10 protein-coding genes are annotated in these 12,107 nt (G+C 70.5%); all 10 read right to left on the reverse strand.

What is annotated here, in order from left to right:
• Nucleotides 1–90: 90 nt before the first annotated feature.
• On the reverse strand, nt 91–1,329 hold the full coding sequence (glyA, locus tag ACFZDI_RS01670; protein WP_234848499.1) for a serine hydroxymethyltransferase: 1,239 nt from the start codon (nt 1,327–1,329) through the stop codon (nt 91–93).
• 68 nt (nt 1,330–1,397) lie between these two features.
• Complete coding sequence (locus tag ACFZDI_RS01675; protein WP_234848500.1) at nt 1,398–2,078, reverse strand: protein-tyrosine-phosphatase; 681 nt, start codon at nt 2,076–2,078, stop codon at nt 1,398–1,400.
• On the reverse strand, nt 2,075–2,722 hold the full coding sequence (locus ACFZDI_RS01680; RefSeq protein ID WP_062929085.1) for an L-threonylcarbamoyladenylate synthase: 648 nt from the start codon (nt 2,720–2,722) through the stop codon (nt 2,075–2,077). Before ACFZDI_RS01680 ends, ACFZDI_RS01675 begins: the two co-directional genes overlap by 4 nt.
• Before the next feature lie 88 nt (nt 2,723–2,810).
• A complete protein-coding gene (prmC, locus tag ACFZDI_RS01685; protein ID WP_234848501.1) occupies nt 2,811–3,656 on the reverse strand; it encodes a peptide chain release factor N(5)-glutamine methyltransferase in 846 nt (281 codons plus the stop codon).
• A 53-nt stretch (nt 3,657–3,709) separates the two neighbouring features.
• Entirely contained in the window at nt 3,710–4,786 is a 1,077-nt protein-coding gene (gene prfA / locus ACFZDI_RS01690) for a peptide chain release factor 1 (RefSeq protein ID WP_234848502.1), read from the reverse strand.
• Between the two features lie 106 nt (nt 4,787–4,892).
• Nucleotides 4,893–5,114 carry a 50S ribosomal protein L31 gene (rpmE, locus tag ACFZDI_RS01695; RefSeq protein ID WP_333933958.1) on the reverse strand — a complete coding sequence of 74 codons (222 nt, stop codon included), beginning with the start codon at nt 5,112–5,114 and terminating at the stop codon, nt 4,893–4,895.
• A 196-nt stretch (nt 5,115–5,310) separates the two neighbouring features.
• Nucleotides 5,311–6,447 (reverse strand): LCP family protein, encoded by a 1,137-nt coding sequence (locus ACFZDI_RS01700; protein ID WP_391247059.1) that lies wholly within the window; start codon nt 6,445–6,447, stop codon nt 5,311–5,313.
• Nucleotides 6,448–6,653: 206 nt separating this feature from the next.
• Nucleotides 6,654–8,441 carry a trypsin-like serine protease gene (locus ACFZDI_RS01705; protein ID WP_391247999.1) on the reverse strand — a complete coding sequence of 596 codons (1,788 nt, stop codon included), beginning with the start codon at nt 8,439–8,441 and terminating at the stop codon, nt 6,654–6,656.
• Nucleotides 8,442–8,593: 152 nt separating this feature from the next.
• Nucleotides 8,594–10,636, reverse strand: coding sequence for a transcription termination factor Rho (rho, locus tag ACFZDI_RS01710; protein ID WP_391247061.1), 2,043 nt, complete (start codon nt 10,634–10,636; stop codon nt 8,594–8,596).
• A gap of 401 nt (nt 10,637–11,037) precedes the next feature.
• Nucleotides 11,038–11,967: a homoserine kinase gene (gene thrB / locus ACFZDI_RS01715; RefSeq protein ID WP_391247063.1), complete on the reverse strand. Its 930-nt coding sequence runs from the start codon at nt 11,965–11,967 to the stop codon at nt 11,038–11,040.
• Nucleotides 11,968–12,107 lie beyond the last annotated feature (140 nt).

Raw genomic sequence — 12,107 nt, forward strand, 5'->3', positions numbered from 1 at the left:
ACCCTAGCGATGCGCGCATATGAGTGGGGACTTCCGGGTAGCGACGATGGTTGCACGAGTGTCGGTGCACCCTGGTGCGCCTACCCGCACTCAAGCGGGATACGGCGGAAATCCACCGGCCAGCTCCCGCACTTCTTCACGGGCTCTTGAGGGATCCGTCACGCCCCGGAGCACCCCGGCGAACAGTCCGGCGATCCGGATCATCTCGGCCTCGCCCATGCCCTGGGTGGTGATCGCGGCCGTACCGAGCCGGAGCCCCCGGGCGTCGCCGTGCGGCAGCGCGCAGCAGTCCAGGACCAGGCCGGCCGCCGCGAGCCGGCCCCGGGCGGCGCGTCCCTCGACGCCGAGCGGCGCCGGGTCGGCGGTGATCAGGTGGGTGTCCGTGCCGCCGGTGGTGACGACGAGGCCCTCCGCCGCCAGCCGGGCCGCCAGGACCCGCGCATTCGCCACCACCTGATGGGCGTACGCGGCGAACGCCGGGGTTGCCGCCTCCCCGAACGCGACCGCCTTGGCGGCGATGGTGTGCATCTGCGCACCGCCCTGTGTGAAAGGGAACACCGCCCGGTCGACCCGCTCGGCCAGCTCCGCGCGGCACAGGATCACACCGCCGCGCGGGCCGCGCAGCACCTTGTGGGTGGTCCCGCACACGATGTCCGCGTACGGCACCGGATTGGGAGCCGCTCCCCCGGCCACGAGTCCGAGGGGGTGCGCGGCGTCGGCGATGAGGTACGCGCCCACCTCGTCGGCGACCTCGCGGAAGAAGGCGTAGTCGAGGTGGCGCGGGTAGGCGATCGAGCCGCACACGATCGCCTTGGGCCGACGCGTGTGGGCCAGGGTGCGGACCTGCTCGTGGTCGACGAACCCGGACTCGGCCTCGACGCCGTAGCCGACGAAGTCGAACCAGCGGCCCGAGAAGTTGGCGGGCGAACCGTGCGTGAGGTGCCCGCCGTAGGGCAGGCCGAGGGCGAGGACGGTGTCACCGGGGCGGAGCAGGGCGGCATAGGCGGCGAGCACGGCCGAAGAGCCCGAGTGCGCCTGGACGTTGGCGTGATCGGCGCCGAACAGCGCCTTGGCCCGCTCGACGGCCAGGCGTTCGGCGACGTCGACGATCTCGCAGCCGCCGTGGTGCCGCGCCCCCGGGTAGCCCTCGGCGTACTTGTTCGCCAGCGGTGAGCCGAGGGCGGCCAGCACGGCCGGGGAGCTGAAGTTCTCGGCGGCGATCAGCTGGAGCGTCGTCGCCTGCCGCTCCCGTTCTCCGAGCAGGATGTCGGCGAGCTCGGGGTCCTGACGGCGCAGGACGTCGGCCTCGATGGCAGGGGTGACCGTCATGGTGGGCTCCGGGCGTCGACGGTGACGTACGACCAATGTAGGCCCGGGGCCTGCGGAGCGCTCGGCTGTTACGTCTTTGCGGGGACGCCGGTGAGGGCCGTGACGACCGGATCGAGCGCTTGGTGTATCTCGTCGCCGATGGACCGGAAGAACGTCAGGGGCGCCCCGTACGGGTCGTAGACCTCGTCCGCCTCGGCGTTCGGCGCCAGCAGCCACCCGCGTAGAGCCGCCGCGGCGCGGACCAGGGCACGCGCGCGGATGACCACGCCCTCCTCCAGGGGCGGCAGGGTCGCCGGGTCGATGGCCTTGACCAGGCGGGTGAACTCCTTGAGCGTGAACGTGCGCAGGCCCGCCGAGTGCCCCATGGAGATGACCTGCGCCCGGTGGTCCCGGGTGGCGGTCAGCACCAGGTCGGCGCGGATCACGTGCTCGTCGAGGAGCTCGCGCCCGGTGAAGCCGGAGGCGTCCGCGCCGAAGTCGGCCAGGACGGTCTCCGCGTGGGACTCCATGGGCGCGCCCTCGTGGCCCCAGGTGCCGGCGCTCTCCACGATCAACCCGCCGCCCAGGACGCCGAGCCGCTCCCGCACCGCATGGCGGGTCAGCCGCTCGGTGATGGGCGAGCGGCACACGTTGCCGGTGCTGACGTGGAGGATGCGGAAGCTGTCACGCGGAAGCCCCACGAACGTCGTCGTGATCTCCGCCGCGCTTTCCCCGTTGCCTATGCCACGCCCCGATCCAGGGGCCGTCAATTCGCCACCTCGAGGTCGGGTACGACCTTTCGCAGCTCGTCCGCCGAGATGGCGCCCGCGCGCAGCAGCAGCGGCACCTCACGGGTCACGTCGACGATCGACGAGGGCACGATGCCCGGGGTCGGGCCGCCGTCGAGGTAGACGGAGACGGAGTCGCCGAGCATCTCCTGTGCGGCGTCGCAGTCCTCCGGCGCCGGGTGGCCGGTCAGGTTGGCGGAGGAGACGGCCATGGGGCCGACCTCGGTCAGCAGTTCGATGGCGACGGGGTGCAGCGGCATGCGCACGGCGACGGTGCCACGGGTGTCCCCGAGGTCCCACTGCAGGGACGGCTGGTGCCGCGCGACGAGCGTCAGGGCGCCCGGCCAGAAGGCGTCGACCAGCTCCCAGGCCAGCTCGGAGAAGTCCGTGACGAGGCCGTGCAGCGTGTTCGGGGAGCCGATGAGGACGGGGGTGGGCATGTTGCGGCCCCGGCCCTTCGCCTCCAGCAGGTCGGCGACCGCCTCCGAGGAGAACGCGTCGGCGCCGATGCCGTACACCGTGTCCGTCGGCAGCACCACGAGCTCGCCTCGGCGGACGGCGGACGCTGCCTCGCGCAGACCGGTCACACGGTCGGTCGCGTCGTTGGTGTCGTATCGCCGTGCCATCTTTAGCTGGCCTCCTCGTACACGTGCTGCTGGGATGAAGTCTGCGAAGACTGCTGTGTGCCCGGGGTGCTCGGGGTGTTCGGGGTGCTCACGGCAGTGCCTTGCGGGCCGTGGCGAAGCGCGGGCGGTTGTTCAGGTCCGGGTGGTCGGCCGCGTCGGTCCAGCCGCGGTCCTCGGCGAAGATCCACGGCACCTGGCCGCCCTGGGTGTCGGCGTGCTCCACGACCACGACGCCGCCGGGGCGCAGCAGCCGGTGCGCGGTGCGCTCCAGGCCGCGGATGAGGTCGAGGCCGTCCTCACCGGAGAAGAGAGCCATGTCGGGGTCGTAGTCCCGCGCCTCGGGGGCGACGTACTCCCACTCGGTGAGCGGGATGTACGGCGGGTTGGTGATGACCAGGTCGACCTGTCCGTCCAGGTCCGGGAAGGCGGTGAGCGCGTTGCCCTGCCGCAGGTCGACTCTGGACCCCTCGACGTTCTTGCGGGTCCACTTGAGGGCGTCCTCGGACAGCTCCACGGCGTGCACGCGCGAGCGCGGCACCTCCTGGGCGAGGGCGAGCGCGATGGCGCCGGAGCCGGTGCACAGGTCGACGATGCACGGCTCGACGACGTCCATGGCCCGTACGGCGTCTATGGCCCAGCCGACCACGGATTCCGTCTCGGGCCGCGGCACGAACACCCCGGGGCCGACCTGGAGTTCCAGGTAGCGGAAGTATGCGCGCCCGGTGATGTGCTGGAGCGGTTCGCGGGCCTCGCGGCGGGCGATGACCTCCCAGTAGCGGGCGTCGAAGTCGGAGTCCTTGACGGAGTGCAGCTCGCCGCGCTTGACGCCGTGCACGAACGCGGCGAGTTCCTCCGCGTCGGTACGCGGCGAGGGCACGCCGGCGTCGGCGAGCCGCTGGGTGGCCTGGGCCACCTCCGCGAGCAGCAGGTTCACGCAAGTCCTCCGTAGTACTCGTACGTGATCACTCGTACGTGCTCGTGCCTGCCTTACGCAGCCGCCAGCTTCGCCGCGGAATCCGCGTCGACACAGGCCTGGATCACCGCGTCGAGGTCGCCGTCCAGGACCTGGTCCAGGTTGTACGCCTTGAAGCCGACCCGGTGGTCCGAGAGGCGGTTCTCCGGGAAGTTGTAGGTGCGGATCTTCTCGGAGCGGTCGACCGTGCGGACCTGGCTGCGGCGGGCGTCGGCGGCTTCCCGCTCCGCCTCCTCCTGCGCCGCTGCGAGCAGCCTGGAGCGCAGGATACGCAGTGCCTGCTCCTTGTTCTGCAGCTGGCTCTTCTCGTTCTGGCAGGAGGCGACGACTCCGGTCGGGATGTGCGTGATGCGCACGGCGGAGTCGGTGGTGTTGACGGACTGTCCACCGGGCCCGGAGGACCGGTAGACGTCGATGCGGAGGTCGTTCGGGTTGATCTCCACGTCGACCTCCTCGGCCTCGGGCGTGACGAGCACACCGGCCGCCGAGGTGTGGATGCGGCCCTGGGACTCCGTGGCGGGCACGCGCTGCACGCGGTGCACGCCGCCCTCGTACTTCAGGCGCGCCCAGACGCCCTGACCGGGTTCGGTGGCACCCTGGCCGCCCTTGGTCTTCACGGCGACCTGGACGTCCTTGTAGCCGCCGAGTTCGGACTCGGTGGCGTCGATGATCTCGGTCTTCCAGCCGACGCGCTCGGCGTAGCGCAGGTACATGCGCAGCAGATCGCCGGCGAACAGGGCCGACTCGTCGCCGCCCGCGCCCGCCTTGATCTCGAGGATGACGTCCTTGTCGTCGCTGGGGTCGCGCGGGACGAGCAGCAGGCGCAGCTTCTCCGTGAGCTCCTCGCGCTGCCGTTCCAGGTCCTTGACCTCGGCCGCGAAGTCGGGGTCGTCGGCGGCCAGTTCACGCGCGGTCTCGATGTCGTCGCCCGTCTGCGTCCAGGAGCGGTACGTGGCGACGATGGGGGTGAGCTCGGCGTAGCGCTTGTTCAGCTTGCGCGCGTTCGCCTGGTCGGCGTGGACCGACGGATCGGCGAGCTTCTTCTCCAGGTCGGCGTGCTCGGTGACGAGTTCCTCGACGGCCTCGAACATCTTGGGGCTCCTGTGTACGGCGGGGGTGAAGGGCGGGCGACCAAAAACGCCGGTCCCGGAGCGCCCGGTGAGGGGGCGCGTCCGTGGACCGGCGAATTGAGGCTCGCTACTTCTTGGAGCCGGCGGCCTTGCCGAAGCGGGCCTCGAAGCGGGCCACACGGCCACCGGTGTCGAGGATCTTCTGCTTGCCCGTGTAGAACGGGTGGCACTCGGAGCAGACATCGGCGCGGATGGTGCCGGACTCGATGGTGCTGCGGGTGGTGAACGACGCGCCACAGGTGCAGCTGACCTGCGTCTCGACGTACGCGGGGTGGATGTCGCGCTTCAAGGTGTCTCCTAGTTTCGGGAGGGCGCCGGGTCGCCGCCGCGGGATGCGGGAGCGTGAACCGGGGCCGACGTACCAGTCTGCCAGGACTGGGGCCTACTCCCAAAACCGGGGGTTGCCGTCGTTTGTTCCCTGCGGGCCGCCCGCGGCTGATCGCGCCCACGCGGCGGAGCCGCACGCCGACACGGTCCCGCGGCCCTTACGGGGCGCTCACGACACCCTTGGCCTCACCTGTCGCCGCTCCCGACGTCGCCGACTTCGGGATCGGCTTGTCCTGCTCCAGGGCCTTCCAGATCTCGTCGGCCTTCTTCTTCCGGAGGAGGACGCGGTTGGGGTCGGCCGGGTCGTAGGCGACCGGCATCGTGACCATGTGCATCTGGGACGGGCTGATGCCCTTGAGGCCGTTGGCGAAGGAGGCGAGCCTGTTGACCGAGCCGAGGTCGGAGTCCGCCGTCACCGTCTTGGTCGCGGTTTCCGCGAGGTCGAGCAGCTTCTTCGGGTTCGAGAAGACGCCGACGTCCTTGATCTGGCCGACCAGGGCCTTGATGAAGGCCTGCTGGAGCTGGATGCGGCCCAGGTCGGAGCCGTCGCCGACGCCGTGCCGGGTGCGGACCAGACCGAGGGCCTGCCTGCCGTCGAGCGTGTGGGTGCCGGCCTTGAGCTTCAGATGGCTCTCGGGGTCGTCGATGCTCTTGGTCGTGGTGATCTCGACGCCGCCGAGGTCGTCGATGAGCTTCTGGAAGCCGGCGAAGTCGACCTCCAGGTAGTGGTCCATGCGCAGGTCGGTGATCGACTCGACGGTCTTCACGGCGCAGGCGGCCCCGCCGGTGGAGTAGGCGGAGTTGAACATCACGCTCTGGGCGGCGGGGTGGTCGTTGCCCTGGGTGTCCGTGCACGCGGGGCGGTCGATCAGGGTGTCGCGCGGGATGGAGACGACACTGGCCTTCTTGTGGCCCTTGTAGAGGTGCACGATCATCGCCGTGTCGGAGCGGGCGCTGCCGTCGTCGGTGCCGCCGCCGAGCTTCTTGTTGCCCCCGGCGCGGGTGTCGGAGCCGAGGACCAGGATGTTCTCCGAGCCGTTGTCGGCCTTCTTGGGCCGGTCCGTGCCGAGGGCCTGGTCGATATCGACGCTCTTGAGGTTGCCGTTGAGCTTGAAGTACAGGTAGCCGGCTCCGGCGCCGCCCAGCACGACGATGCCCGCGGTGGTCCAGGCCGTGATCATCAGGCCCCTGCGGCGTCTCGGAGGCTTGCGCCGCCGGCCCTTGACGCCGTGACGCGCTCCGTCGGTGCCGTTGCTATCCGGTATGCCCGGATCCGGCGTGCTCTCGGCAGACATGTACTCCTCAGCTCTTCTACGGTCGCTTACCCCCTGCGGTCAGTGCCAGGCGTGGCCGAAACGAACCTTCCTCGCACCATCGTCGCCCCACCTGGTCAGACGGGGAAACTCGGGAAAGGGTTGCACAACGGACTGTGCCCACCGTGTACGACGGTGGGCACAGTGCGTGTTCGGCGCGGCGGGGCGAACCCCACTCACCTGCAATGTCAGCCGAAGATGTCGTACTGCTTGAAATCGGTGCCGACGGACTTGCGTGTGGTAAAGATCTCGCTGGTCCCCTTGCCGGTGCCGGCGTACAGGTAGAGCGTGCCGCCGGGGGTGCGGGCGAGGAAGTCGGCCTTGCCGTCGCCGGTGACGTCACCGGGGGCGTCGAAGGCGTTGTAGCCATCCCACGTGCGCACCTTGACCCGGGCCGAGAAGGCGCCCGAGCCGGCCTTGCCGGTGCCCTTGTACAGGTAGAGGGCGCTGCCGGACTTGGCGCGGGCGATCAGGTCGGTCTTGCCGTCCCCGTTGAAGTCGCCCTTGCTGCGCACGGAGTTGTACTGGTTCCAGCCGGAGCCGACCTGCACGCGCGTCGCGAAGGTGCCGTTGCCCTTGCCCGGGTAGATCCACATCACGCCCGCCGAGTCGACGGAGAGCATGTCGGGCAGGTAGTCGCCGGTGACGTCCCCGGGGGTGATGATCCGGGTGCGGGTCTTCCAGTTGTCGGCGATCTGCTTGGTGCTCCAGCTGCCGCTGGAGATGACGTAGTGCGTCCAGAAGACGTCGCCGTCGCTGCTGCGCCGGTAGACCAGATCCTGGTAGCCGTCGCGGTCGAGGTCCGTCTGCAGGACGACGTTGACGCCGTCCCAGTTGCCCCAGGACTGGCGGGCGGCGAACGACGTGCCGTTGGAGTCCTTGGAGTAGCCGGTCTTGGTGGAGGCGTTGCGCACCCACAGGTCGGCCTTGTGGTCACCGCTGATGTTGGTGTCGTCGAGGCGCGGGTAGGCTGCGCCCACGTACGTGCTGACCTTGCTGAAGACGCTGTAGGCACCCTTGGCGACGCAGTCGGTCACACCCCAGGACACGACACCGACGATCCGGTTGTTGACGACCAGGGGGCCGCCGGAGTCGCCGTTGCAGGCGGAGACGGTGCCGGTGTCGCTGCCGGTGGCGGGCTTGCCCGCGCAGACCATGTGGCCCTTGACGAAGTCGGCGCCGTACGCGCCGGAGCACGTCGTGTCGGACTGCATGGGCAGCGTGGCCGTCTTCAGCGTCTCGGAGATGTCGTCGCTGGTGGAGCTGGTGCGGCCCCAGCCGTAGACCTTGGCGCTGGTGCCGGCCTTGTACGACGTGGTGTCGCCCGACGTCGTCATGCGGATCGGGGTGGCCTTGACCGGGACGGGCAGGGTGAGCACCGCGATGTCGTTGTCGATGGTCGTCGCGTTGTACGACGGGTGGTTCCACTGGCGCCAGACGCCGGTGACGGTGCCGCCGTGCAGGTCGGTGCCGTCGGCGGAGGGCAGCTGGGAGGTGCCGGTGATGACGGCGCCGTTGGCGTTCCAGTTGTAGCCCTTGACGCAGTGCGCGGCGGTGAGGATCTTCGTCGGCGCGACGACGGCGCCGCCGCAGAAGAAGCCGATGTCGTCAGTGGTGCCGGAGGTGCCCCGGTCGTCGTAGTAGTGGAGCTGCGCCATCCACGGGGCCGTGCTGATGGTGGTCTCGTTGCCACCGATGATCTTGGGGTCGATGCCACCGGCGACGGTGCCCGCGCTGAGCGAGTTCTTGCTCGTCTTGCCGGCCACGTCGTCACCGGCCATGGCACCCGCGACGCGCTTCTCCAGCTCGGCGAGCGACGGCGAGCTGACCGACGGCTTGACCGTCGGCTGCGGCAGCGAAGTGGCCGCACCGGCGGACGTCGTCAGCAGTGCGCCGGCCACGGCGGCGGCGATACCGGCCGCGGCGACGGGCAGTGCGATGCGTATCCGGCGTCTGTGCCGACCGCCCCCGGGCATGGGTGTACCCACGTATGTCCCCCCTCGGGATCACAAGTTCGAAGAGAGCGTGATCCTACCCGCACACGAACAGCACAGAGGGCCGCCCCCGTTCGGGGAGCGGCCCTCTTGCGCAGTCCTTACCTGAGGCGGCTTACCTCAGCCGGCTCACCTCAGTCGCCGTTGCCCGGCGTCGGGGTGGTCTTCTGGATCTGCATCAGGAACTCGACGTTGGACTTCGTCTGCTTCATCTTGTCGAGGAGCAGCTCGATGGCCTGCTGCTGGTCGAGCGCGTGCAGCACCCGGCGCAGCTTCCAGACGACCGCGAGCTCCTCGTTGCCGAGCAGGATCTCTTCCTTGCGGGTACCGGACGCGTCGACGTCCACCGCCGGGAAGATGCGCTTGTCGGCGAGCTTCCGGTCGAGCTTGAGCTCCATGTTGCCGGTGCCCTTGAACTCCTCGAAGATCACCTCGTCCATGCGGGATCCGGTGTCGACCAGGGCCGTGGCGAGGATGGTCAGCGAGCCGCCATCCTCGATGTTGCGGGCCGCACCGAAGAAGCGCTTCGGCGGGTACAGCGCCGTCGAGTCGACACCACCGGACAGGATGCGGCCGGAGGCCGGGGCGGCGAGGTTGTACGCACGGCCCAGGCGGGTGATCGAGTCGAGCAGCACGACCACGTCGTGACCCAGCTCCACCAGGCGCTTGGCGCGCTCGATGGCGAGCTCGGCGACCGTGGTGTGGTCCTCGGCGGGGCGATCGAAGGTCGAGGAGATGACCTCGCCCTTCACCGACCGCTGCATGTCGGTGACCTCTTCCGGACGCTCGTCGACGAGGACGACCATCAGGTGGCACTCGGGGTTGTTGTGGGTGATCGCGTTGGCGATCGCCTGCATGATCATGGTCTTGCCGGTCTTCGGCGGGGCCACGATCAGACCGCGCTGGCCCTTACCGATCGGCGACACGAGGTCGATGATGCGGGTGGTGAGCACGCCCGGGTCCGTCTCCAGGCGGAGGCGGTCCTGCGGGTACAGCGGGGTGAGCTTGTTGAACTCCGGGCGGCCGCGGCCGTGTTCGGGCGCCATGCCGTTGACGGAGTCCAGGCGCACCAGCGCGTTGAACTTCTCGCGCCGCTCGCCGTCCTTGGGCTGGCGGACCGCGCCGGTGATGTGGTCGCCCTTGCGCAGGCCGTTCTTGCGGACCTGGGCGAGGGAGACGTACACGTCGTTCGGACCCGGCAGGTAGCCGGAGGTCCGGATGAACGCGTAGTTGTCGAGGATGTCGAGGATGCCCGCGACGGGGATCAGGACGTCGTCCTCGTTGATCTGCGGCTCGGTGGCCATGTCGTCGCGGCCGCGACGGCCACGACGGTCGCGGTAGCGGCCGCGACGGCCACGGCGGCCGCCCTCGAAGTCGTCGTCGTCCTGCTGGCCGCGGTCCTGGCGGCCGCCGCCCTGCTGGTTCTGCTGCTGGCCGCGCTGGCCGCCGCCCTGCTGGTCGTCGCCCTTGCCGCCGCGGCGGTCACGGTCCCGGCCGCCCCGGTCACGGCGGTCGCGACGACGGCCCTCGCCGCCGTCACCGCCGTCGGACTTGGCGTCGTTGTTCTGGGACTGCTGCTGCGACTGCGCCGGCGTCTCGGCCTTGGTGTCGTTCTTCGCCTCGGCGACGACGGTCTCCGTGGCGGAAGCGGGGGCTCCGGCCTCGGCGGTGGCCCGGCGGCGACGGCGCTCGGGGGCGTCCTCGCCCGCGCTCGCGCGGGACCCGTCGCGGGAGGGGCCGCCGGCCGGCTGGCCGGGGATCTCGATCTGCTGCTGCGCCACGGCCTTCTCGGCCTGGTCCGCGGGGGCCGGGGAGGCCTCCTGCGCGTCCGCCTTCTTGTCCGCCTTCTCGGCGTTGTCGCCCGTACGGGTCCGCGAGGTGGCGCGGCGCTTGGGCTTGGTCTCGGCGGGGGCGTCGGCCTTCGCGGCCGGAGCGGCGCCGCCGGACGCCTGTGCCTCCTTGATGACCTCGATCAGCTGGCTCTTGCGCATACGCGCGGTGCCCCTGATGCCGAGGCCGGATGCGACCTGCTGCAGCTCGGCCAGCACCATGCCCTCGAGGCCGGTACCGCGGCGCCGCCGGGAGCCGGCACCGGTGGCAGGCGCGGAGGCGTCCGTGGCGGGCGCGGCAGCGGTCTCCTCGACACGTGCGCCCATCAGATCGGTGGTGTCGCTCACGAAGGGTCCTTCCCTGGAGCGGACGTCGGCCTGTCTGGCTCGGCGACCGGTTGTGCTGTCCGACTTCGGTCCGTGTGGTGGAACCGTGCCGGGGCGGTGGTCCGCCTAAGCGGCGGAGGAATCTGGTGATGGCGCTTCCTTGAGCCGTGGCACCCAGTGTCAGTGTCACGCGGCGTGGTCGCACCGGTTCCGGAGCGTGCCCTGCGCCCCGCTCAGTGTCCTCGTACGGCGTACGGTCCGACGTACGGAACACAGTGCGGCTTGGGGGGCTCCCGGAAGAATGTCTGTCCCGGACGGGGACACGAGGCACCTCGCCATGGTGGGGTCGGGTGCAGACTTGAGGTTAACACTACCGGATCCAACAAACATTCCCCCTCTCGAAATCCGGTAATCGAGCGCTTTCAGATGTCACCGGAGGTCGCGAGCGGCAGCACGCTCGCGCCCTGCTGGTCCAGGCGCAGCCGGTTCGCGGCCCAGTCCGCGCCCGCCAGGGCCTCGAGTTTGTCGGCGGTCTCCGCGTCGGCCAGCGCCATGACCGTCGGCCCGGCCCCGGAGATGACCGCGGGGATGCCGTCGCCGCGCAGCCGCTCCACCAGTGCCGCGCTCTCGGGCATGGCGGGGGCGCGGTACTCCTGGTGCAGGCGGTCCTCGGTGGCCGGCAGCAGCAGTTCGGGGCGGCGGGTCAGGGCCTCGACGAGCAGGGCGGCGCGGCCGGCGTTGGCGGCGGCGTCGACGTGCGGGACGGTGCGCGGGAGCAGGCCGCGCGCCGTTTCGGTGAGGACCGGCTTTCCGGGGACGAAAACCACCGGAACGATGGAATCCGAGGGGTCCATCCTGATCGCGCGGGCCGCGCCGCCCTCCATCCAGGACAGCGTGAAGCCGCCCAGCAGGCACGCGGCGACGTTGTCTGGGTGGCCCTCGATCTCGGTGGCGAGCTCCAGCAGCGCGGTGTCGTCGAGCTTGGCGTCGGCCCCTATGGTCACGGCGCGGGCGGCGACGATCCCGGCGCAGATGGCGGCCGAGGACGAACCGAGGCCCCGTCCGTGCGGAATGCGGTTGGCGCAGACGATCTCCAGACCGCGCGGCTGTCCGCCGAGCAGGTCGAAGGCGGTGCGTAGGGAGCGGACGAGCAGGTGCTTCTCGTCGCGTGGGAGCGTTTCGCTTCCCTCACCCGCGATGTCGATGTGCAGCCCGGAGTCGGCCACCCGGACGACGACGTCGTCGTACAAGCCCAGCGCGAGGCCGAGGGCGTCGAAGCCCGGGCCGAGGTTGGCGCTGGTGGCGGGGACGCGCACCCGGACGGCGGCGGCGCGGAACGCTGGACCGGCCATCGCTCGATGACTCTCCTTGAGCTGCGGTGATGATCGAATGACGTGGGGTGGACATTCGATGGCGTACGAGAACCCTGGGGGCCGCCGCCGACCGGGACGGCCGGCCGCTGCCCGGCCGCGGAGACGGCGCGGCGCCCCGC

The organism is Streptomyces sp. NPDC007907, assembly GCF_042959365.1.
Lineage (GTDB): Bacteria > Actinomycetota > Actinomycetes > Streptomycetales > Streptomycetaceae > Streptomyces > Streptomyces indiaensis.

Coding starts and splice junctions, on each gene's coding strand:
- glyA (WP_234848499.1), bottom strand. CDS start 1,329: ATGACGGTCACCCCTGCCATCGAGGCCGACGTCCTGCGCCGTCAGGAC.
- ACFZDI_RS01680 (WP_062929085.1), bottom strand. CDS start 2,722: ATGGCACGGCGATACGACACCAACGACGCGACCGACCGTGTGACCGGT.
- prfA (WP_234848502.1), bottom strand. CDS start 4,786: ATGTTCGAGGCCGTCGAGGAACTCGTCACCGAGCACGCCGACCTGGAG.
- ACFZDI_RS01700 (WP_391247059.1), bottom strand. CDS start 6,447: ATGTCTGCCGAGAGCACGCCGGATCCGGGCATACCGGATAGCAACGGC.
- ACFZDI_RS01705 (WP_391247999.1), bottom strand. CDS start 8,441: ATGCCCGGGGGCGGTCGGCACAGACGCCGGATACGCATCGCACTGCCC.
- thrB (WP_391247063.1), bottom strand. CDS start 11,967: ATGGCCGGTCCAGCGTTCCGCGCCGCCGCCGTCCGGGTGCGCGTCCCC.